This is a genomic window from Sphingobacterium sp. UBA6645 (genome assembly GCF_002455685.1).
In the GTDB taxonomy this organism is placed as follows: Bacteria; Bacteroidota; Bacteroidia; order Sphingobacteriales; family Sphingobacteriaceae; genus Sphingobacterium; species Sphingobacterium hotanense.
Map to the genome: position 1 here is coordinate 14935 of NZ_DKLH01000090.1, position 21650 is coordinate 36584.

At 40.9% G+C, this 21650-nt stretch carries 20 protein-coding genes; 7 read left to right on the top strand and 13 right to left on the bottom strand.

From position 1 onward, the window contains the following. Window positions 1–14: 14 nt before the first annotated feature. On the top strand, window positions 15–1472 hold the full coding sequence (locus B2400_RS16445) for a RagB/SusD family nutrient uptake outer membrane protein (protein ID WP_293935043.1): 1458 nt from the start codon (window positions 15–17) through the stop codon (window positions 1470–1472). A gap of 114 nt (window positions 1473–1586) precedes the next feature. Here B2400_RS16445 and B2400_RS16450 read toward each other — a convergent pair whose 3' ends face one another. The 5 genes from B2400_RS16450 to B2400_RS16470 all read right to left on the bottom strand — a co-directional run bounded on the left by B2400_RS16450 (window position 1587) and on the right by B2400_RS16470 (window position 5523). After that, window positions 1587–2066, bottom strand: a complete 480-nt coding sequence (locus B2400_RS16450; RefSeq protein WP_293935045.1) for a cupin domain-containing protein — start codon at window positions 2064–2066, stop codon at window positions 1587–1589. Window positions 2067–2074: 8 nt separating this feature from the next. Further along, window positions 2075–3133 (bottom strand): alpha/beta hydrolase, encoded by a 1059-nt coding sequence (locus B2400_RS16455; RefSeq protein WP_293935047.1) that lies wholly within the window; start codon window positions 3131–3133, stop codon window positions 2075–2077. A 22-nt stretch (window positions 3134–3155) separates the two neighbouring features. Then, window positions 3156–4235, bottom strand: coding sequence for an alpha/beta hydrolase (locus tag B2400_RS16460; RefSeq protein ID WP_293935050.1), 1080 nt, complete (start codon window positions 4233–4235; stop codon window positions 3156–3158). A gap of 6 nt (window positions 4236–4241) precedes the next feature. Next, the gene (locus B2400_RS16465; protein ID WP_293935053.1) at window positions 4242–4934 is read right to left on the bottom strand and encodes a carboxymuconolactone decarboxylase family protein; all 693 of its coding nucleotides are present in this window, start codon (window positions 4932–4934) and stop codon (window positions 4242–4244) included. 136 nt (window positions 4935–5070) lie between these two features. Then, the gene (locus B2400_RS16470) at window positions 5071–5523 is read right to left on the bottom strand and encodes a nuclear transport factor 2 family protein (RefSeq protein ID WP_293935056.1); all 453 of its coding nucleotides are present in this window, start codon (window positions 5521–5523) and stop codon (window positions 5071–5073) included. Window positions 5524–5748: 225 nt separating this feature from the next. Here B2400_RS16470 and B2400_RS16475 point away from each other — a divergent pair, with 225 nt between their 5' ends. Next, entirely contained in the window at window positions 5749–6642 is an 894-nt protein-coding gene (locus tag B2400_RS16475; RefSeq protein WP_293935058.1) for a helix-turn-helix domain-containing protein, read from the top strand. 42 nt (window positions 6643–6684) lie between these two features. Here B2400_RS16475 and B2400_RS16480 read toward each other — a convergent pair whose 3' ends face one another. The 5 genes from B2400_RS16480 to B2400_RS16500 form a co-directional block, all read right to left on the bottom strand. After that, window positions 6685–8193, bottom strand: coding sequence for a M14 family zinc carboxypeptidase (locus B2400_RS16480; protein ID WP_293935061.1), 1509 nt, complete (start codon window positions 8191–8193; stop codon window positions 6685–6687). Between the two features lies 1 nt (window position 8194). Further along, a complete protein-coding gene (locus B2400_RS16485; RefSeq protein WP_260041530.1) occupies window positions 8195–9241 on the bottom strand; it encodes a S66 peptidase family protein in 1047 nt (348 codons plus the stop codon). A gap of 2 nt (window positions 9242–9243) precedes the next feature. Continuing rightward, a complete protein-coding gene (locus tag B2400_RS16490) occupies window positions 9244–10578 on the bottom strand; it encodes a dihydroorotase (RefSeq protein WP_293935065.1) in 1335 nt (444 codons plus the stop codon). Window positions 10579–10642: 64 nt separating this feature from the next. Continuing rightward, window positions 10643–11314, bottom strand: coding sequence for an ATP-binding cassette domain-containing protein (locus tag B2400_RS16495; protein ID WP_293935068.1), 672 nt, complete (start codon window positions 11312–11314; stop codon window positions 10643–10645). Window positions 11315–11762: 448 nt separating this feature from the next. Beyond that, entirely contained in the window at window positions 11763–12857 is a 1095-nt protein-coding gene (locus B2400_RS16500; protein ID WP_293935071.1) for a hypothetical protein, read from the bottom strand. Between the two features lie 725 nt (window positions 12858–13582). Between B2400_RS16500 and B2400_RS16505 the strand changes: the two genes are divergently transcribed. From B2400_RS16505 to B2400_RS16515, 3 genes are all read left to right on the top strand, one after another. Beyond that, the gene (locus B2400_RS16505) at window positions 13583–14152 is read left to right on the top strand and encodes a helix-turn-helix transcriptional regulator (RefSeq protein WP_293935074.1); all 570 of its coding nucleotides are present in this window, start codon (window positions 13583–13585) and stop codon (window positions 14150–14152) included. A gap of 164 nt (window positions 14153–14316) precedes the next feature. Continuing rightward, window positions 14317–14466 (top strand): hypothetical protein, encoded by a 150-nt coding sequence (locus B2400_RS16510; RefSeq protein WP_187773876.1) that lies wholly within the window; start codon window positions 14317–14319, stop codon window positions 14464–14466. Between the two features lie 36 nt (window positions 14467–14502). Then, window positions 14503–16020 carry a hypothetical protein gene (locus tag B2400_RS16515; protein WP_293935077.1) on the top strand — a complete coding sequence of 506 codons (1518 nt, stop codon included), beginning with the start codon at window positions 14503–14505 and terminating at the stop codon, window positions 16018–16020. A 148-nt stretch (window positions 16021–16168) separates the two neighbouring features. Here B2400_RS16515 and B2400_RS16520 read toward each other — a convergent pair whose 3' ends face one another. The 3 genes from B2400_RS16520 to B2400_RS16530 form a co-directional block, all read right to left on the bottom strand. Then, a complete protein-coding gene (locus B2400_RS16520; RefSeq protein ID WP_149526868.1) occupies window positions 16169–16981 on the bottom strand; it encodes an SGNH/GDSL hydrolase family protein in 813 nt (270 codons plus the stop codon). 123 nt (window positions 16982–17104) lie between these two features. Continuing rightward, window positions 17105–17461: a hypothetical protein gene (locus tag B2400_RS16525; protein ID WP_149526869.1), complete on the bottom strand. Its 357-nt coding sequence runs from the start codon at window positions 17459–17461 to the stop codon at window positions 17105–17107. 413 nt (window positions 17462–17874) lie between these two features. Then, window positions 17875–18759 (bottom strand): S1 family peptidase, encoded by an 885-nt coding sequence (locus B2400_RS16530; RefSeq protein WP_149526870.1) that lies wholly within the window; start codon window positions 18757–18759, stop codon window positions 17875–17877. 643 nt (window positions 18760–19402) lie between these two features. On the opposite strand from B2400_RS16530, the gene B2400_RS16535 reads away from it, so the two are divergent. Beyond that, window positions 19403–20140 carry an ImuA family protein gene (locus tag B2400_RS16535; RefSeq protein WP_286650802.1) on the top strand — a complete coding sequence of 246 codons (738 nt, stop codon included), beginning with the start codon at window positions 19403–19405 and terminating at the stop codon, window positions 20138–20140. A 6-nt stretch (window positions 20141–20146) separates the two neighbouring features. Further along, a complete protein-coding gene (locus B2400_RS16540) occupies window positions 20147–21649 on the top strand; it encodes a Y-family DNA polymerase (RefSeq protein WP_149526871.1) in 1503 nt (500 codons plus the stop codon). Window position 21650 lies beyond the last annotated feature (1 nt).

The window sequence follows — 21650 nt, forward strand, 5'->3', positions numbered from 1 at the left end:
AATTATTATCAATCATGAAAAAGAAATCAATATTCATTATAGCACTTGCAAGTATATCATTGTTCTCATGCAAGGATTTCCTCGATGTAAAACCGACAAACTCCATTGATTCCGGAGAAACCATCACAACGCTAGCAGATGCCAAGGTGATGACAAACGGCTTATTACGTAGCTTGGTCACAACAAGTTATTATGGCCGCAACTTTATGATATATGGAGACGCAAAAGGAGGTGATGCAACGATCGTTTCACAGGGTCGTGGGCTAGATGCACTTTATGTATTCAACCATAGCGTCACGAACAATAACTACAGCGGCTTTTGGGCTGACGGATACAACGCTATATTACAGGCAAACAATATTATACAAAGTATAGATGACCTCGTTGCCAATGGCTCTACATTGGATTTCAATACCTATAAGGGGCAAGCATTAACCTTGCGTGCATTAGTTCACTTCGATCTAGTTCGCCTCTACGGCAAAACGTATACAGATGATCCAGCTTCCTTTGGTGTGCCAATTGTAACCGAGAAACTGAAGCACGACGCTAGATTATTAAGAAATTCCGTAGCAGACGTTTACAAGCAAATCTTAGAGGATTTAAAAGATGCTGAAGCCTTATTGCCGAAAACAAAAACAAATGGTTATGTGAATTACTACGCCAATAAAGCCATTCAGGCACGCGTGTATTTGACTATGGGCGACTTTACAAATGCATTTGCTGCAGCAGAAGAAGTAATAAACTCGAAAGTTTACTCTTTATACAGTAATTCCGAATGGGTAGGTTCTTGGGCGGCACAATTCGGTAAGGAGTCTATTTTCGAAATCGCTATCGCTAAAGATCAAGGCGACTTAGGTTCAAGTTCATTAGGTTTCTATTATCTAAAAAGTAAACAAAATAATGCCCTTGGAAACTTCACAGCATCGGATTATTATGTAAACCGTTTAGGCGAAGACGCTGATGATGTGCGTTGGGGAGTAATAACCGAGGATGAGTTAGAAAGGAAAGCCGCAGTTTATAAGTATGTTGGTGGCATCAGTCAACCTTTTAAAGGCGACGGTAAAGACGTATTTACTGCAGTAAACATCAAAGTTATTCGCTTGTCAGAGATTTACTTAATTGCGGCAGAAGCAGCGTTGAAAAAAGCAGGACCCGACGCTGCCAAAGCGGCAACATATTTGAATGAGATCCGCAAGCGATCACCGAATTTAGTGGCAGCGACCGCAGCGACCGTCACTGAAGACATGATTCTGAACGAGAAAAGTAAAGAGCTTTACGGCGAAGGACAACGCTATTGGGACATGATACGTAACAATAAGACAATCACCTTCAATGATGAGCACGTGGGTGTCTCTCTTCAACATAGACAGAAGACCATCAACCGCAGCTTCTACAAAACAATACTTCCAATTCCACAGGTTGAAATCGATGCCAACCCGGAACTTGAAAAACAACAAAACTCGGGATATTAGCCCGACAAATAATTAAATAGGCTGTCCAAAAGGGCAGCTTATTTAATTTATAGAAGCTGGGTTAATGGAACTTTATTTTGAAATACAAGCATTGCAATACTAAAAATGCTGTATCTATTTATTGTACTCCTCATCGGTCACTTCTTCCAACCAGACTGTTTCGCCCTTTTCTCTACCGGTTATAGCAACTTGTATAAAAGCACTGTCCGCGCTAGCACCATGCCAATGAGGGATGTTAGGTGGACATTTTATGGCGTCGCCCTTACGAAGTATTTCCTTAGGTTTTCCTTTCTCTTGATAATATCCGACACCATCTATCACCAATAATATTTGGCCTCCTGGATGAACATGCCATTTGCTTCGCGCTCCCGGCTCGAACGTCACATTTCCGACCGAGATATCATTTAAACTATCCGCATCCACAAGCATTTGCAAATATGCCGTTCCTGTGAAATTCGCATTTGTGATTTTTTCGCCCTGCGGAAATACAAGCGAATCTTTTGAATTCTCTGCTGTCTTTTTTTCTGTCTGATTACAAGCCAAAACAGATGGGATAGACAGCAATATCATATAGATAAATTTATTCTTCATCATTATTAATTCTATAAGTGTGATTGATAAAAACTCGACAGTTTATTTACGATTTGATCCACATATTGGGGCTTCCAATATGTTTCTATATGCGTAGCACTGTCAATCAGAAACAATTCCTTATCTTTTGCATTCGTGGCCTTTTTAAAAGCCTCATCGCTCATATATTTGGTATCGGCTTTGCTGCCAACAATCATCAATAAGGGCTGATCGAGAAGCTCAAGTTGATCGGTCGCATCCCAGGTCATCAAATCCATTAAACTACTCGTTGTATAAAGAAAAGTTGAATTTGGGTGAGAATGTGTCCGATAATAATATTCAAAACCTTCACGATATAGTCCCGCGGGAGTTTTCGCAATCTCTTCATCGGTAACACTTGCCACCCCTGTCAGTCGAATTTCTCCACCCTTTGCCTCTTCGGCACGTGCCTCAGATGCTTGCAATAGGCGTTGTTGTATGGTCTGGAGCTGCGAATTTTGAAAGCCGTTACGACGAACTTCCCCAGAGTTAAACATACTTAATGTTGCTACGGCTTTAAAGCGCTTGTCCGACTCTGCCGCCTTCAGGCTATAGCCACCACCTCCACATATTCCTAAAAGACCAATTCGGTCACTGTCGACACCTGGATAGTTACTTAGAAAGTCTGCCATGCCATGAATGTCAGCAATTCGATTTTGTGGCCTATCTGTATGACGAGGATAGCCTCCGCTTGCCCCTTGATAAGCTGCATCCGCTACAATAGTAATGTAGCCTAATTCTGCGAGGCGTTGCGCGTACAAACCTGTTGTTTGTTCCTTCACACCTCCGTTGGGATGTGCCAAGACTATCGAAGGATACCTCTTAACCGTATCAAAATTTGCAGGAACGTAGATATTTGCGGCAATATCAATTCCATTAACCTGATAACTCACTGGCTCAATGTTCACCTTCCCTTGCTCATTTTTACTCAAAGCCCCTCCATATACGAGCGAATATGGGTTTTGCTCGGCTCTTGACTGAGATTGTGCAAAAACAGGTTCACCCGAAAAAGTAGACATCGCTACTGCAATTATTGAGGTCAAATTTTTCATTTGATTGATCATTTCTGATTTTTTAATTATTTAATCCTTTTTCTTTCATCCAGGCAGCTAAATGATTGGCAACTTCAAGATTATTCAAATCTGACATTGGAAAATGCGTATTCCCAAGAATGCCTACTTCTGGAAGATGGATTACTCGAGCATCACCCCCATGCTTATTAATCGCAGCAACCCAGAGTTTTGCCATTTCTAAGCCTGAACGCCAATGATCCATATTCCACACGGATGTTGGTTCTTTCGCAATATTGTCTCCATAATAAATAACAATCGGTTTAGTCGTCAATTTCTTAAAATCCGATAAAGGAATAGCTACTCCATTCAACGGTCCAAAAAGACCCGTTGATGTTATGGCTTCAGGAACTTCCCCATCTGGAAATACGAAACCGCTATAAGGCTCATATGCTACGACAGCACTTACCTTTTCGTTTGCTATGGCTGCCAACCAGCCTGCACCACATCCTTGCGAATGCGTAATCAATACGCCTGGCCCTATTTTATCGAATAATGCCGATACTGCCGCGCTGACAACCGTAGCATCAAAAGCACCGGTATTTGGGGTCATTTGCCTATAAAACTGTTCTAAAGCTGCGTTATCTCGCGGAAACTGAACATTCGGAAAAAATTCCGGAAAATTGCCAATGCGGAATTGGGTAAACCAAAATTGTTCGTCTGCAACAGGCTTGATTGTGGCCTCAACAGTACTGCGTCCTGCGGCACCTCTTCTCGGTTGATCCAACAAATAAACCGAATAGTCTTTTCTTAGGAATATATTCTGAAAACCCTCGCGCCCATCGGGCGTAGATTCCCATGTCTTTTTCGATTGTCCCGCACCATGTAAAAAAACTAGTGGTAGTCTCCTAGACTTTTGAGGTATTTGATAAAATGCATAGGCATGATCTCCGTGAAAAGATTGTCCGTCAGGCTTTAGCGCTTGACCCACATCGAAACTCCCGGCAGCAGTAAAAGAACTTCCGCCCACAGCAAAGCTCCCTTGAGAACGAATAACTAACGGTTTTAATGGCCTTTTCTCGGTTTGGGCATATACGTTAAACATCATGATGGCAAATAATATTACTATTGAAATTTCCTTCATGTCTTCCTATTTTGATTTATAGTTTTCAATCACTTCATTTAAAACCGACTGCGCGGACCTTGCTTCAGGCTCGCCTAGTGTTGACCGTATAGTATCAACGAATTGCTGTAATTGTTTTTCACTTAAGCCTATATTTAAGCAGATTGTTAAATGCGAGCGCAACATAGGCTCTGCCCTTTCTATCGCAGCAATGACGGATACTGTAACTAATTCTCGCTGAACATAATTAAGAACGTCACGCTCAAAAATATCAGCAAACAGGTGCTCTTTCAGGAATACATCGATTGGAGGTGCAAATGCAGAATATCCACTTAGTGTATCTGCAGAAACAGTTCCTGTTAGTCGATCCAATATGGATTTACCACGATTATATTTACTTTCTGTCTGATCAATATCAGAAGCGAATCGGCCAAGATTATCTTGGATCCCACGTTGCTTTCTATCGTCCATCACTTCCATAAATGTTTGCAAACCTCTTATACTACGAGGAAAACCACAATAGGCATAAGTGTGAATAAGAATCTCCTTTATATCATTGACGGTCAATCCAGAGGATAGCCCCTGTTCCAATGATAACCTTAGCTTTTCCAAATCTCCTTTCGCAGTAAGAGCAGAAATAGAAATTAAACTGACTTCAGATGGCGTCAAGCCGGCGGAATCCGTATCTATTTGTTGTGCATTAGCATGTCTTGTAACCATCGAAATAATACCTATTATTATTACTAGAACTATATTTTTGAATTGAACCATATTCCATTTTTAATATTTGACAAACTGTAGAACCTATAATAGTTTATCCCTCCGCACTGAAAGAAAAAACCGTGATCTCCATCAATTAAATTAATTTTGTAAAAGATAGTGATAGCAGCAACCATCGATTACCTTCTTTTTGATAAACTTCAGTCACCATAAAATTATTGGTCACTTCATTGCCCCCAACGACCGCTAGAAGTGTGATTTTATTTAGTAAAATAGCGGTATTATCAATGATATTCACTGAAACATCATGCACGTCTGCCTTCTTGTACCAGATCCCCCCATTCTTTATCACTTCCAGTTCTGCTGTCTTTCCCCAAGCACCGCCCATATGTACGAACACAGATTTCTCATGAAACAGGTCGTCCAATATTTCGACCTTTTTGTCCGCCATCCAATGCCATTTATCCAATGATAATTTCCGAATGCCTTCATCTTCAACCTGACTTTGAGAAAACGCTAGTGGCATCGCCGATAGCAAAAAGATCATCCCAATAATCAATTTCATCACCATACTTTTCTTGCTTTTCATATCATTAGTATTAAAAGATTATTCACTTTAAAAACGCAGACTTAATGCATCTCGCTAATCGCAAAACAACATTAACTTCGTTCTTACAAAATTGTAAGTTATTATCAGATTGTCGTTTATACAAATTACGGAATCACCTACCAAAATCACTGATAAGTGGAAATGTGTACACAGAGAAGTGATCGAATGTGTAAATTTGAATCAAGAATTCTAAAGGATTGAACAATGGAAGATATTATAAACTTTAAGTCGATTAAGGAGTATAACACTTTTAATAATAATGAGACCCTTCATCCCTTGGTCAGTGTGGTGCATTTGGATAAAGCAGATCAGAGAAAATTATCCCGAATGCGTTACGAGTTTTACACGATATTTCTGAAAAAGATTCATTGTGGCGATCTACGATATGGACTCGACAACTACGACTATGAGGAAGGGACCCTTATCTTTCTAGCTCCGGGACAAGTAATAGGCCAATCTGGAGAAGAATATTATCAACCACAAGGCATTGCGTTGGTGTTCCATCCAGACTTGATCGTAGGAACAACACTCGCCAAGACCATTGGAAATTACCACTTTTTCTCTTACGCGGTCAACGAAGCATTGCACCTTTCAGACCAAGAAAGAAGAATTATACAAGATTGCTTTACAAAAATCGAATATGAACTTCAACATGCGATCGACAAACATAGCAAGCAACTGATTATCTCCAATATAGAATTATTTCTAAACTATTGCACGCGATTCTACGATAGACAGTTCATTACTAGGGAACATGTAAACAAAGGAATACTAAGCCGTTTCGAACAATTACTCGATGGCTACTTTTCGAGCGACCGACCTCAAATGATTGGCCTGCCTTCGGTATCTTGGTTTGCTGATGAATTAAATCTCTCACCGAATTATTTCGGCGATCTCATAAAAAAGGAAACAGGAATATCAGCACAAGAATATATTCAATCGAAAGTCATTCATATCGCGAAAGAAAAGATGTTCGATACAAATAAATCAATTAGAGAAATAGCATTTGACCTTGGTTTTAAATATCCTCAACATTTCACACGCCTTTTCAAACAAAAAACTGGTGTAACGCCGGTCGAGTATCGGAATTTGAATTAAGCGCCGCTTTAAATAAAGCGAGCTGGCGAATGCCAGTTCTCTTTATTGTATTCTGTTCTTCAGCAATCCTATATCTTTCACCGACTTTGACAAATCAATCAAATAACCATTTAAGATAGCATATTTCAAGTTTCCTGTAGAATCCCCAATATAGAAGTTAGTCGTTCCACCTAAGTCAATAAAAGGCGTTGCTGCAAAAGCGGTTTTGCTAAAAACCTGAATCGGTAGACTATGTAGCATCCCTTCTTCAGCAGGCAAAAGCTTAGCCACCTGCACGCCCATATACCCCTTTTTCAGTAGATCATAGGCTACTTCTGGCGTTAGAGTTGATAAATCCGGGATAGCTTGCGGTGCTATTTTTCCTGCGATAAATTTTAAACCATCGGCTTCCACTTCATCGTAACCATAAGATTCCGGCAAATCGCCAATATCTTCAACGCGACCGCGGACAAAATAATCACCTCCAACCGTCATCTCTCCTCTGCGGATTGCAATATCGCTCTTTAGCGAAATAGAATCATTGCCGAAGGAAAGTCCACGGATAACGATATCATGCATCTGGCTCGCATTGAATGGAATCTCCTCATAACCCTTCGCATCATAGTTCTCATAAGTGCCTTGCGCAATCTCCATTAAAGCATTGAGGATAATTATAAAATTGAGCTTCCGAATCTGTTGTTTCTCCGGATCGCCTTTCAGTCCACCCGATTCAATTAAAACGGTGCTCGCTCCCCAAGATTGGAAATTATCCCCAAAGCCCCGAGGCGTATAAGTATCGTCATATTTGGCAACCGCATCAGGAACATATTGCTGCAAAATTTTATTCATCCCTACAATAATCTGCATTGCTCCCTCGCGAACTTCGTTGACTTCCCGTTCCGTATTGTAAGCAGGAGCCAGCAAAGATATCGTTACTGGATTCTTGGTATCCGGCACATTGTAATAAATATTCTGATCATGAAGATTGAATCCATAGCGAGGATTAAACTCCTTCGCCCGAGATTTCAACAAGGAGCCTTCTACAGTTTGATTGGCGCGGGCGTCTCTATTCAAGTCTATACTTTGCGCATTTCGACGCAAGAAGCGCTCTGCGCCGTCCGGGTTTAGCATAGGTATAAATCGAATATTTAGATTTTCTTGAAGCAGGTTCCGAATGCTATCAAAGCCATCCCCATTACCTTCCAGAAAGTTGAATATATCAAACAGCGCCATGGTTGCCGTAGGCTCATCGCCGTGCATTTGCGACCATAGCATAACCTTCTTACCTCCTTTGCCATAGGCAAGTTCATAAATTGCTCTCCCCTCGACAGATTTTCCAATTTGCGAAATATTAAACAGCTCGCTTTTACGATGCACTTGGATTAGCGAATCGATGTCTTTGTGTTTAAATCGTCTGTGAAAAAGAGCAGACTCTTTGTATGATGCATGCATGGAATTCCATTGGCTGCTATCTACCTGCATCCCCAATTTTACAGCTTGTTTTGAAGCATTGAAGGGATTGCTACAGGTTGTCGCGGCCAATAGACCTAAGGAAACTAAGAATAACTTCATATTAAATCAACGCTTTTTCTAGGATTTCTATTGTTCCCTTTGTCGCATCTAAGCGCACTTTCACGCCCACCGGCAACAGAAACTGATCATCAATATGTCCGATAACTGCCCCAGTATAAGCCGGGATGTTTAGGGGTTTGATAAAATCGCGAAGGATTTGGTCGAGATTTAAAGAGCCGTATCCGGCCGACGGTGAGCAACCTGTGCATTTACCGAAAACGAAGCCTTTGATCTGTGAAAGTATACCTGCATTCATTAATTGGCAGAACATTCGATCCACCTTCTCGGGGGTCTCATTAATCTCTTCCAGGAACAAAATACTGTCTTTAAAATCTGGAAGATATGGAGAGCCACAAAGGCCTGAAATCAGTGTTAAGTTACCACCAAGTAGTTTACCTTCAACCACGCCTGGATTAATCGTCGTTATACGATCCTTATATTGTACGATGTTATCGCCTTTTTTATCAGGGTTCGAAAAAGTCACGAGTTTATTATCAATAAACTGATCATTAAACGTCTTCGCTACAAAGTTGCTCCAGTTGGAAGTACCAACAGGGCCATGGAAAGTTACCAAACCTACTTTCGCTTGGAACGCCATAATCAAAGCCGTGATATCGCTGTATCCCAGTAACACCTTTGGATTATTTGCGATAAGTTGATAATCTATTTTCGAAAGTAATCGGGACGCTCCGGCGCCTCCGCGAATACAAAGAATTCCCGCAACAGATTTATCCGCAAACATGGTATGCAGATCTTCCAGACGCTGTGCGTCAGTACCTGCCAAATTCCCATAACGCTCGCGTATATATTTTCCTTCTTTCACTTTGAAACCGAAATAAGTTAGCACTTCTTTCGTCAAAGTGATAGCATCCTCGTCACCTAATGCACTAGCAGGAGTAATGATACCAATGGTATCTCCCGCTTTCAATACTTTTCCTTTCAACAAAGGTTTTACCTGCGCTGCCATGGCTAAGGCGTCCGAACTGCCTGCAAATGGGATGGCGGCCATCCCCAACCCTAAAGATTTTAAGAATGAACGTTTATCCATTATTATCTATTAAAAAGTAAACGATGTCCAGAACCAACTTCGACGATAGCACCATTGCTATAGGCAATATTTCCTGAAACCAATGTATGTTCGATCGTAGAAGAGAATGTATAATCCTCAAATGGCGACCAGCCACATTTAGAAAGTATATTCGATTTATTTACCGTATAAGGTTTATTCAAGTCGACCAAAACTAAATCGGCCCAATAACCTTCACGTATATAGCCGCGTTGCTCAATTTGGAATAAAGTCGCTGTATTATGCGCCGACTTTTGAACCAATTGTTCCAAGGTCATCTTGCCTTGCTTTACTAAGTCGATCAATGCTTGTAAAGCATGCTGTACTAATGGCCCACCTGATGGCGCCTGTAAATAAGCTTGTGACTTCTCTTCAATGGTATGAGGCGCGTGATCCGTTGCGATCACATCGATATGCCCATCCAATACCGCTTTTAAGATGGCGTCGCGATCATCAGCTGTCTTTACGGCAGGATTCCATTTAATAAAATTCCCTTTCGTTTTATAGTCGGCATCCGAAAACCAAAGATGGTGTATGCAGGCTTCCGCCGTGATGCGCTTTTGCTCTAAAGGAATGGAATTATCGAACAAACCGGTTTCTCTGGCCGTTGAAATATGAAGAATATGTAATCGTGTATTGTTTTTCTTGGCCAACTCCACCGCTTTGGAAGAAGAAAGATAACAAGCCTCTGCCGAACGAATCAGTGGATGCATCTCTATCGTTACGTTGTCGCCATACTTTTCCTTATAGGAGGCTAGATTTGCTTGAATCGTAGCCTCATCTTCGCAGTGCGTTGCAATCAATGTTGGTGCCTGGCTGAAGATTGCTTCCAGCGATTGTTCATTATCGACAAGCATATTTCCCGTCGAAGAACCCATAAATATTTTAATACCACAAACATCGCGTGGATTAGTTTTCAATACCTCATCCAGATTATCGTTCGCCGCACCCATAAAAAATGAGTAATTGGCTAAAGAGCTATCCTGTGCGATATCATACTTATCTTGCAATAATTTCTGCGTTAATGTATTAGGAACGGTGTTAGGCATCTCCATAAACGAGGTCGTCCCACCGGCAACTGCAGCACGGCTTTCGGTAAAGATATTCGCCTTATGAGTGAGTCCAGGCTCGCGAAAATGAACCTGATCGTCGATCAATCCTGGAAAAAGGTGAAGACCCTCTGCATTAATCTCTTTATCGGCAGTAGCGTCAATCGTTCCAGCGATTTTTTCGATACGCCCATTTTTAATCAATAGATCTTGCGCCTTGACCTCCCCTTCATTTACAACCTGCGCATTTTTGATAAGTATTGTAGACATGTATATTTATTTTAGGATAAACAAATATAATAAATAGGAATTCCTAAAGTGGATTAATTGCGGATTATGGCTCAAATGTCCCTTCCGGAACATAAAATATTTCCAATTCTTCTTTTTTCGCCAACTTTCTACAAGCGCCATTGTCCATGAGCATGATTTGATCGCTAATCTCCAAAACATTGTGATAATCATGATCAGAGATTAAAATACTCTTCGAATTGCGAAAATTGAGAATCAATTCCTGAACATTTTCCTTCAATAAGGGTGAAAGCCCCGAGAAGGGCTCGTCCAACATGAGGAAAGTAGCTTTTTGATTAAGTAGCAATAATATCTCTAAATATCGCAACTCACCGCCTGAGATATTGGCAACCCGTTCACCTAACAATTGGCGAATGACCGCGTTATCTTTGACTTGTTGAATAGATTGCTTGTCACCAATCATCATATCAATGGCTTTTTCTACCGTAAACCACGTTGGCAAGAACGAATCTTGTGGCAGATAACAAACATCTTTTGTTAAGTAGGCTGTTTTTACGCGCTTGCCATTTAGTCTAATAAAGGCCTCCGAAGGCTTGAGCGTACCGAATAAGATTTTCATCAAGGTCGATTTACCGCAACCATTACGCCCCAACAATCCGTAAATAATTCCGGGATGCATAATGATAACTGCCCCATTTATTAATTTCTGATTGTAGCTATACTCGAATGCAATCGAGTCGGCGTAAAATTCCTTCATCACCTCTTCCATAGCATACTGATTAATAAAATAAAAAATGCTGGCACACAATTGAGAATCCAACAGTGAAACCAAAGTTTAGCACGCGAATATCCTAAATTTCGAAAAAGGTAAGTGAAGCGTATCAAGAACAACTCCGAAAGCAGCATTGAAATACCAAATCCAAACAGTAAGAATGAAAAAGACAAACTCCAAGTTGACATGTTAAAGAATGCCGTAATAAAGAGATTGATAATCAATGCTGGAACATAAATAGGTTTGATATGTTTAAATTGGATAGGCATTCTTAAAAATATTGAAAAAGGCTGATTATCAATAACAGCGACGGCGTTCTTAACAAGTTTTAACTTATAGTATCTAAAACTAGGTTGGTTAAAGTGCGACAATATCAAATGCGATCTAGCGAAAACCACTACATCTAACGAGCAGAAAATTATCAGAATTACAGCTATCGAAGATTCCGTTGAAGTACGACTACAGTATCCTTGTCCGAACTAGCATTCGAGCTCGGGGATAACAGAACGCCATAAGCACTATCTTTCGTTTTTACGATCTTGTGTATGACAAAATCAGGTAGATCGATTGTAAATTGCTCTCCCGTAATGAGGTTTTTATAGCCCTGCACCCCTTTGCTATAAAAGAATTCGAGCAGTTCGCGTCCTGCAATAGTAAACCAACCATTTCCAAATTCGCCATTGAAACGAATTACGAACGTACCTTTGTCAATTTTCACAGCTGGCCACGTATTATAGAATGGATCGATATTATCAAATAAGAATTGCTCTTCCACAATGCCTTCCGGAGAAATAACATCTAAATAGATAGAATTATCACGTTCCTGCAAAACGTAAGAATCTTCCTCGAAAGAAAGCTTCAATATTTTTGAGAAGTACGTATGTGTGGGATTGATTTTTCGTTCCTTGAGTACGGATCCACCGACTGAGATCAAACGATGAAGCCAGAACTCTCCCTCCCAAGCTAGCAAATGTATTTCGTCCTTGTCCACATAAATAGCATTCTTGTTTGGAAAAGGGATTTTCGTATTATGCTTTTTCTTAACTTTTGCCCCTTTAAATTCAATGGCGAGTAATTTATCCTGTTTTTTAGCATCCCATAGATTCGCGTCGAAGAACAAAGAATAATCCGCAATACAGCCTATGAAATCACCTAAGAACGATCGATTTCCTTTTGGAATCTCGACCTGCTCACGATTAAATAATGGAACCGTGATCTCCATCTCCTTATCCGGATGATAAGGCACGATAGACACATATGCTTCTCCAATTGGACTCAGAAACAGTGTAGGCATGATACCATTTTCTTCCACATATGAACTTACCTGACCGTCCTCGCCTACTAGCACAAACGTACTGGAGAAAGGATATTTGGAATCCTCTACATCGCTTGCTAAAAGAACCTTCTCTTCAAAACCAACGGCGTCTTTCACAGATTGCTTCTGCTGTGATTTTAAAGTCGTTATTAGGCCGAAACTAGTATCCTGCACCTGTATATCAAACTGGTTAATCTCCTTTAAGTTTTCCATAGACGTTCTCGCGATTTAAATGCAACCTTAAACGGTATGTACAAGCACCATTCATGCATAGAATTACAATAATCATGCAAAAAAAGTCTCGCATTTTTCACAAATCTGGTAATAAAAAACGCTACTGTAGAAGTTTTTCTATAAAAAGAGTTTTTACCACATATGAAGCATTTTTATTTTCTATTTTTAACTAATATTACTACAATATCATATTGTGAAAAATGATTCTACCTCAACGAACATCGGGATAATCCTCTCGGGTGACCATCTACGATCTCGTTTTAATTATTTGTGCCATGCTTCTTAAAATCTGGGATTTAATCTCTAATCGACATCTTACACAACAAAATCCAAATCAGCCAAGACTGATACAACTTAAAATCATTAATCGGCTAACCCTTGGGATTTCAATCATCATCTTTGTTCATGTCTTACGTGATTATTTTATTTTTGATTTCAGTTGGAACTGGCTATACAGTGCAAGAATCATTCTAAGCGCTTTTTTACTATACTGCTTTTTTCATTTCAAAGCTCGCTTCAAAAGCCTTTTTCAATTCATTATCTACGTTATCATCGGCGCTCTAATATTTGTTATGAGTCTCCATTATGGCTTGCAAAGTTGCTTTTATCTTTACTTTTTCCCTTACTTAGGAAGTTTCAGCTTAATTTTCAACGACAGAGACAACATCAAATATACTATTCTGCTATATAGCATCACTTTCCTAATGATACTGGGGCTTCATAGATTCCAATTCGAGCCGTGGTACTTTGGTATTACCATTCAAGATCAGATCCAACAGAACATTAGACTCAACAGTATTTTAGAGGTTTTGATACTTACTGGATTCAATAGTTTTTATGTGTTTGAAAAAAACGTTAAGCTGATATCATTAAATAACAATTATCAAAACAGCAATGAAGAGCTTATTGCGTTAAAAGCTGTCGTCGAAGATACCCAAATCAACAATATGGAAGAACTGCTCGACTTAGCAAAATCAGGCGATCCCGGATTCCTTTCCTTATTCCAATATATTTTCCCTGGACTTCGCGACGCTCTTTCTGAAATAAACCCCAGTTTAGGGCAAGAAGAATTTAAATTATGTGCCTACATAAAATTAGGTTTCAATACGAAAGAAATTGCTCATTTCAACCATCTCTCAATTCGAACTGTACAGACGAAAAAAAGTCGCTTGAGGAAAACGTTCAATATCCCTTCGCAAAAAAACCTCTATGTCTGGGTATCCGAAATTAGCGAAAATACACCTTTTCCCGTTCACTCTACTGTCGAGGATTAAAAAATCCATAGATTAAGTAGTTTATACCAGTATCTCTGGCACAAACAGTATAAAAAGTAGCTTTTGCGTATCTCAACAGAACTTTTGTTGTAGCAAACGCTTCTTTTTCATCATTTCTTTCGGCTTATGTTTGCATCCGTAATAAGCTAAAAATCATTAAAAGCATGAAAAAAACAAATTACCAAACCCCAAGAATTAACTTGGAAGTCATCGAGCTAGAATGTGGAATTGCGGCGGAATCTACCGGAACCGTCACGGTTGGTCCTCCGGGAATTGAAGAACCACCGGAAGAAGAAGTTATTATCGAAATCTAATTAGGAGAAATTTAAATTAATTGAGAAACAAAAAAAATGAAAACATTTAATTTCATTAAACAATGTACGGCTGTTTGCCTAACGCTGGGCCTATTCTTGCTACAAGGTTGTGAGAAAAGTGAAACAGCAGCCGACAATGACGGAAATACCACCGTATTGGTAAAGGTAGTGGCGTCAAAAACAAATGAAGCATCCACTACGCTTCCTCAAGTAAAAGCTTTTGATGTAGATATCAAAAGTGATAACGCCGAGAACGCCCAAGTACAGATTACAGCGGAATCAAGTGTTGAAAATGGATTTATCTCTAGTCAATCAAATTTGATCAGCTCGTCAAAGCGTTCTATTGCCACGGGGTTAAAAGCAGCAACAAATGCCGAAAAGGGTGCAAAATATCGCTTGATGTTATACTACAAGGATAGCGGAAAATTCTATAAATCAATGATGATGAACGCCGATGAGTTGGCGAAATTGGAACTTCCAAGCTATAACACTTTTACTTGGGTCGCCTATTCACACAACGAGAATAAGGACATCGCCGTACCAAGTGATGTGCAAAACCCAAAAATCACTTCTTCCATCAATAAACCATTGTTGTATTCAAGTGGTGAAATCGAAGTAGAAGGCGGCCAAGTCACGCTTGATATCCAATTTAAATACCTACAGGCACAAGTAGTTGTGGAGTTGAACGCGACTCAAATGTACGGCAAATTGGTTTCTGTAAAAGCGAAGTTCGATAAAACTGACTATATCAAAACTGGAACCCTAAATTTGAGGACAGGAAAAATGGAGAATGTCCAAAGTGCTAATATCAGCGATTTGACATTCTATGATGACGTAGAAGGGGCAACAAAATACGCTTCCTACTACACAATCGAACCGGAAAGACTTACTCAAATAGGCGTTATTTTTTCAGAAATTCAGGTGAAACTTGATGAAAGTGGTGAAATCCGCTCCGGATTGACAAATGCTGGAGTAGCACAATTGGTAAAATTCCCTTTTACAAACCCAGGAGCTTCAAAAATGCTTAAAGCGAAATTGATGGTTACAGGAGGCTACTACCTCGTACGCGGAATTAAATGGTCTCCGGGCTATTTATATATCCATTCTGATGGAAGTTACCGATTCCGTGCGGACCAGAAATACATAGGATATCGCGACTGCGAATTCTACTGGAACTGGAAATCGACTACTCCAAAAGGTAAACCAGGTAGCGGAGACCCTTGTTTGAAGGTTTATCCAGAAGGTAACTGGCGGATGCCGACACATGCGGAGATCACTAAAATGGCGGGCACTAAATTAGCTGGCGGATCTAACTATGTCGCGTACCCAGATGACCAAAGCCCAAATAAATTTATGTACTTGATGACGCACGGAATCATGTGTGGCAATTATTGCACAGCATCATGCACTGGATATGGAAAGATTTGGTCGAGCACCCAAAAATCAAGCTGCTACGCCTATATTTTGGAAATCGAACCAACTTGTAGAAAAGCGTGGGTGACGCATTTATCGACTACTTATCGACTACCAGTCCGTTGCGTAAAAAACAATTAAGCAAGTACAAACAACGTTGAGAAAACATTTTTTTTATACATAAAGGTTTCAATTTATAATTGTTTTTTCATGTTAGCTTTCCATTTACCTATGGAAAATTGACTATTGCTTTACAAAGCTCCCCCGCTCGGGGGAGCTGCGTTTTAGGCTAATGGTAACCTTCGTAGTATTCCCCTCCGCAGGTGGGTTGTTTTGGATCGAATATCGAAAGTGTTTTAAATAAGGAGATCGCCATCTCCTTATGTCCTTGTCCATTTGGATGCAAGGGATCATTCAACAGCTTCCTAGACCATTGCTCTTTATACTTTTCCTTCAACTCCCCGTTCCAAATTTCCCACTGATTGACGAAAATAACCTGTTCCTTCTTGACCAACGCTACCATCTTAACAACATAGGCCTTCAGGTTTGCACGCTCAGGCGCATGGGATTCTAAAATAGGAGTCGGACTGAGTACTACCGGAATAGCACCGATAGCACGGATCTTTCTAATCAAATTCTCTAGATTTTTTCCGTATTGCTCCACAGAGATAGATTTATCACTTGCCGCATCGTTAGTTCCGATCATTAGAAAAACTACCTGCGGTTTGCTATGCGCAACGCGCCAATCAAAATCGTCTAGAATATTTTTAGTTGTATTTCCACTTACTGCGGTATTAACGATCAAATCGCGTGATCGTCCCATCTCGTAACGCACGCGCTCAAAGAATATCTCCGAATAGATCCGCATACCGTGGGTATGTTTCGCCCCTTGGGTAATACTGTTCCCTGTAAATAACCAGGTGATAGGCGTCTTGCTTTTAAGCATCTCGGCGATCGCACGCTTGTCCTTTTCGAGCGAATCGACTAAAGTGTGACTGGCAGCAGTTTCCAAATGCGTTTTAGCATAATCCACTGGCGTCAGACTTGCATGATATAGAAATAGAGATGTAAAGCAAGTTAAGATTGCATTGTTCAGGTTCATGGTAGGATTGATTTTTTGATTGAACTTAAGTTACGATTTTTGTAAGAGTTTTGACGTCAATATGCGCCGCTTATCTACAAAAAAAGCTGTCCTTCAAAAGATCAATCCTAAATGCGACCTTCTTTACTGTTTTTTTAAGGAGATCCAGTTCTTTGGTTCTATCTCAAATTTTAGAGTTGACCCACTGACTTCAAACGGCATTTTAAACGATCCGTCCTCAACGATTACGCCCTTATTGGTCTTCGTATCGAACGTGTATGTCCCTTCCCAGTCGTTAGGCTGATTGTATCCTTCAACTTTTCCGCCGGTCTTAAATTCTAGGGTAATTTTAACGGGTTCCGGCAGCCCTCCAAACGTCCCTCTTCCTTCCCATTTAGTATCAACCAAATTGATCACTTCGGTCTCAGTCGAGTCGTCATCCTTGCTGCAAGAAAATAAGGTAATAGATAGCAATAGGAAAGCATAGATTAGTTTTTTCATAGTGTGTGATTTATGTGTGTGTGATAAAAAAATTTAATCAAACACTATGCCGCTTAAGGTCTGCTTTTATTCTTACCCAATTCAAACCCCATGTATAACCCTTTCGGAGCGGTTCTGATACGGTTATGTATTGGGTTTGAATTGGGGTTGAAAGGGAATTGAGGTTTAGATGTTAGATATTAGATGTGAGACATTAGAGGTGAGACATTAGACTTTTTTAAATATTCTGAACCAGGAAAGGAAGGATGCAAGGATAGACAAGATCCTGTTTATCGTTTTTTTTCCTTCCTTTCCTGGTTCAAAGACAATGCGCCCATCCTAAATCCTTTTTTCCGGTTCAGACAATGGGGGTCTATTATCTAAAAAAAGAGGCCTCGAGGGCCTCTTTTTATACTGAAAATGTTCTATTGAATTTAGTTGATTAATTCCTTGAGGGTAATCACTGGTTTTGTACCTTTTACTACCATCTGCAAGTCTCTTTGCTGATGTGGGTTGTAATAGATAGAAGATGTTGTTGATACGGTTCCGATAAGGTTTCCTTTATTATCAACGACAGGTGCTCCACTGGATCCTGCGGCATAATCTGCTGTGATTTCCATCTCTGGATATTTCGTGCTATTTCCCGAACGATCGCTCTTCATGTAGTTTCTAGCAACAATACCTTTTGAGAAGTAGAACAACATATTGTTTGGGTTGCTTAATACAAAGACGTCAGCACCTAATTTTGCGGTATTTCCTAATCCAAATGGTGTGAGTTTGTCTCCTTTGGTATCTACTCGTAGAATTGCTAAGTCATTTTCTTTGGAGTTGGTCAATACCTCCATGACAGGGTAGACTTTGCCCTTCGCTGTCATGATCTGTAGCAATAATTTGTTTCCCGCAGTGTCTGCATAGGCTTCCACCACGTGGTGGTTAGTTACGATCAAGCCGTCTTCATCAATTACATAGCCAGAAGCAGCATTCACGTGTGTTTTATCACATTTACCGCATAGGTAGGCTTCACTGACAACAACGGTTGATTCTAAAGCACGTTCAGCGATCGCTTCAGCGCTAAGCTCCTTTGTAGCCGGCTTGACAGATTGCACTTTCACTTTTTTATTTGCATTCGCTTTCAATTGCGCAACGGCATCTTGTGGTGTCAAGAATTTGGCTGTGGACATATTTGCTGTTGCTTCCTTTTCCATTAAATCGAAGTATGCTTGATTGTCGTGGAAGATATGATCTACTTTTTTTTGTTGTGCCTGCACGTTCAAGACGAACAACACGGCTAAAATGGATAATTTAAATGGGGCTTTCATTCGTTTTTAATTTGGTTTATTGTTCTTGTTTATATTTTCAATGAAATCATTGCGAATATATTAATTATGACGTGCTTATATCCTCTTAATTAATATACTTTCTGTTTTGTATAAAAAATAATACAAACAATTATAATTTTAGCAATGGTTTACACTCTTTATTTAATTTATTACAGGTTTTTATGGACTTAGATTCGAGAATGTTATGGATTAGAATGGCTTTCGTATCTGTTACGGGATGGCTGTCTATCGTTATATGGGAAGATGTTTTAATTTGCTTTTGAAGATGGTCTATTTCGTTGTTGAAAGACCGCCGATTTTATTGTGAAAAGACGTGCTATCCTATGCCGAAAAACGTGCTAGCGGAGCCCTTTAGTGAAAGGGCTCTACGCGGTTCGTCCTGGCTAATCCCTATATAGATTCAAATTTATAGGTGTTAAATATGTCGCCAATGCGTAGAGCCCTTTCACTAAAGGGCTCCAACAATACAGTCCAAAGTATATTTTATAGAATGTTTCGATGTATGAATAGTTAATGCTCTTATTATCTGTTTTATTTTTGCTAATAATTTTAGTTTTAAACATTCCTTGTTTGCTAATTATTTTAGTATTAATTTTGTTTTGAAAGCCTTGAACAAGGAGGTATGATGTTAAGAAACAGAGAAGCATTAATCAGTCAGCTAAAAAACGACATGTTGCTTTGGCAGGGGGTAAAACCTCGGGACAGCCAAGAGGAGCGTCTTGGTTTAGGACCTATTGAGGAAGCTTTTCCCAATGGTATCTTTCCTAAGGGCAGCATTCATGAGTTTATCAGTAGAGGTCGAGAAGAGGGTGCTAGTTCCTGTGGTTTCATGAGTGTTTTGCTTGGGAAGCTAATGAAGAGCAAGGGTGTCTGTCTGTGGATCAGCAGCTTTAAATCTTTATTTCCTATTTCTATAAAGAGTTTTGGTGTTGAGCCTGAGCGTGTTGTTTTCATCTGCATGCAAAGGGAGAAAGATGTGCTTTGGGCGATGGAGGAGGCATTAAAATGTCCGGGCATTGCCGGGGTTATTGCGGAGGTGCACCAACTGGATTATACACAGACGCGCAGATTACAGCTTGCTGCAGAAAAGACCCAAGGTGTTGGTTTTATTTTACGTCATAATCCGCGCAGTTTGGCGGCCACTGCCTGCACAGCACGTTGGCAGATTAAGCCTTTGGCGAGCTATGCCGAGGAGGGTTTGCCGGGCATCGGCTTTCCACGCTGGGATGTAGAACTCCTCAAGGTTCGAAATGGTAACCCCGGGCGTTGGGAAATGGAGTTTTCCAATTTAGGTCTACGTCCTATTTTTCAAAAATCGAATACATCTGTTTTATGCAGCAAAACACAGCAGACAGGTTAATGCGTCATGAAAAAGAGATATGCTTCCATCTGGTTTCCCTATCTGACAACAGATTGGCAAAGCAAGCGTCAACCCGCTTTGCGAGATACCCCTTTTGTGTTTGCCCATCCTGTACATGGGCGTATGTTGATCAGTGCTGCTAATGCTGCTGCAGAGAAGCACGCCGTGGTACAAGGGATGGTTGTGGCCGATGCGAAAGCCTTTCTTCCTTCGTTGGAGGTGCTGGATGAGCGCCTCGGGCTTCAGGAGAAATTATTGAAAGCTATAGGTCTTTGGTGTATTCGCTTCACTCCTATTGTTGCCTTAGACGAGCCTGATGGACTTATCCTTGATATCAGCGGCTGTGCGCATCTTTGGGGCGGCGAAAAAAAATACCTACAACATATTATTTCACGTTTTGCACAATACGGTTATCAGGCTCGCATGGCTATCGCCGACAGCATAGGAGCTGCCTGGGCAGTAACCCGCTACGGAAAGAGCAATTCTATTGTTGAGAGCAACACCCAACTGGAGGCACTATTAAACCTCCCTCCTATGGCTCTACGTCTGGAGGTACCTATTGTGGAGCGGATGTACCGCTTGGGCTTAAAGAAAATCAAAAGCTTTGCGGGCATGCCACGTTCCGTACTGCGGAGGCGCTTTGGCGATCATACGGTTTTAAGATTAGCGCAAGCCATAGGCTCTGAGGAGGAGTTTATCCTTCCCCTAAAACCTATTGCGCCTTATGAGGAGCGACTTCCCTGCTTAGAACCTATCAATACCGACAAGGGGATTGAAATTGCTATCGAGAAATTGTTGGAGGCGCTTTGTGGGCGACTGGCAAATGAGGGCAAGGGCATTCGGGAAGCCAGTCTGATTGGGCACCGCCTGGATGGCAAAGTGGAGCAGATCAGCATCGGCACCAGCCGTTCGACCGCCCATATCCCGCATCTTTTCAAGTTATTTGCGTTGAAGATATCGCAGATTGAGCCTGCCTTAGGGATTGAGCTCTTTATCTTACAAGCCCATAAGGTAGAAGATGCGGAAGCGAATCAGGAAATTTTATGGGATACCCGCACGGGACTGGAGGACAGCAATCTGACGGAGCTATTGGACCGCTTGAAGAACAGGGATACGGCCTGCGAGATCTTTCGTTACTTCCCGGATCAGCATTATTGGCCGGAACGCTCCATGCGTCAAGTTTCTTCCATCATAGAAAAGGCTGGCTTCGACTGGCCTTTGGACCGGCCTCGTCCGACTCGGCTATTGGCCCGTCCTGAGCGCATCCATGTAACAGCTCCCATCCCGGATTATCCGCCTATGGTTTTTCAATACAAAGGTGTCCGTCATCCGATTCGGAAGGCGGACGGACCGGAGCGCATTGAAAGAGAGTGGTGGATCGACCCGGGGGAGCACCGGGATTACTATGCGGTAGAAGATGATCAGGGGCAGCGATATTGGTTATACCGTTCGGGGCATTATGGGGATAAGGAGTCGGATGAGTGGTTTATACATGGATTTTTTGCATAAA

What these genes read in the sequence shown, in the direction of transcription:
- B2400_RS16485 (WP_260041530.1), bottom strand. Translation starts at nt 9,241, where the DNA reads ATGGATAAACGTTCATTCTTAAAATCTTTAGGGTTGGGGATGGCCGCC.
- B2400_RS16450 (WP_293935045.1), bottom strand. Translation starts at nt 2,066, where the DNA reads ATGATGAAGAATAAATTTATCTATATGATATTGCTGTCTATCCCATCT.
- B2400_RS16510 (WP_187773876.1), top strand. Translation starts at nt 14,317, where the DNA reads ATGAAAAAAACAAATTACCAAACCCCAAGAATTAACTTGGAAGTCATC.
- B2400_RS16535 (WP_286650802.1), top strand. Translation starts at nt 19,403, where the DNA reads ATGATGTTAAGAAACAGAGAAGCATTAATCAGTCAGCTAAAAAACGAC.
- B2400_RS16540 (WP_149526871.1), top strand. Translation starts at nt 20,147, where the DNA reads ATGAAAAAGAGATATGCTTCCATCTGGTTTCCCTATCTGACAACAGAT.
- B2400_RS16520 (WP_149526868.1), bottom strand. Translation starts at nt 16,981, where the DNA reads ATGAACCTGAACAATGCAATCTTAACTTGCTTTACATCTCTATTTCTA.
- B2400_RS16515 (WP_293935077.1), top strand. Translation starts at nt 14,503, where the DNA reads ATGAAAACATTTAATTTCATTAAACAATGTACGGCTGTTTGCCTAACG.
- B2400_RS16530 (WP_149526870.1), bottom strand. Translation starts at nt 18,759, where the DNA reads ATGAAAGCCCCATTTAAATTATCCATTTTAGCCGTGTTGTTCGTCTTG.
- B2400_RS16525 (WP_149526869.1), bottom strand. Translation starts at nt 17,461, where the DNA reads ATGAAAAAACTAATCTATGCTTTCCTATTGCTATCTATTACCTTATTT.
- B2400_RS16480 (WP_293935061.1), bottom strand. Translation starts at nt 8,193, where the DNA reads ATGAAGTTATTCTTAGTTTCCTTAGGTCTATTGGCCGCGACAACCTGT.
- B2400_RS16470 (WP_293935056.1), bottom strand. Translation starts at nt 5,523, where the DNA reads ATGAAAAGCAAGAAAAGTATGGTGATGAAATTGATTATTGGGATGATC.
- B2400_RS16495 (WP_293935068.1), bottom strand. Translation starts at nt 11,314, where the DNA reads ATGAAGGAATTTTACGCCGACTCGATTGCATTCGAGTATAGCTACAAT.
- B2400_RS16460 (WP_293935050.1), bottom strand. Translation starts at nt 4,235, where the DNA reads ATGAAGGAAATTTCAATAGTAATATTATTTGCCATCATGATGTTTAAC.
- B2400_RS16500 (WP_293935071.1), bottom strand. Translation starts at nt 12,857, where the DNA reads ATGGAAAACTTAAAGGAGATTAACCAGTTTGATATACAGGTGCAGGAT.
- B2400_RS16505 (WP_293935074.1), top strand. Translation starts at nt 13,583, where the DNA reads ATGATACTGGGGCTTCATAGATTCCAATTCGAGCCGTGGTACTTTGGT.
- B2400_RS16465 (WP_293935053.1), bottom strand. Translation starts at nt 4,934, where the DNA reads ATGGTTACAAGACATGCTAATGCACAACAAATAGATACGGATTCCGCC.
- B2400_RS16475 (WP_293935058.1), top strand. Translation starts at nt 5,749, where the DNA reads ATGGAAGATATTATAAACTTTAAGTCGATTAAGGAGTATAACACTTTT.
- B2400_RS16445 (WP_293935043.1), top strand. Translation starts at nt 15, where the DNA reads ATGAAAAAGAAATCAATATTCATTATAGCACTTGCAAGTATATCATTG.
- B2400_RS16490 (WP_293935065.1), bottom strand. Translation starts at nt 10,578, where the DNA reads ATGTCTACAATACTTATCAAAAATGCGCAGGTTGTAAATGAAGGGGAG.
- B2400_RS16455 (WP_293935047.1), bottom strand. Translation starts at nt 3,133, where the DNA reads ATGAAAAATTTGACCTCAATAATTGCAGTAGCGATGTCTACTTTTTCG.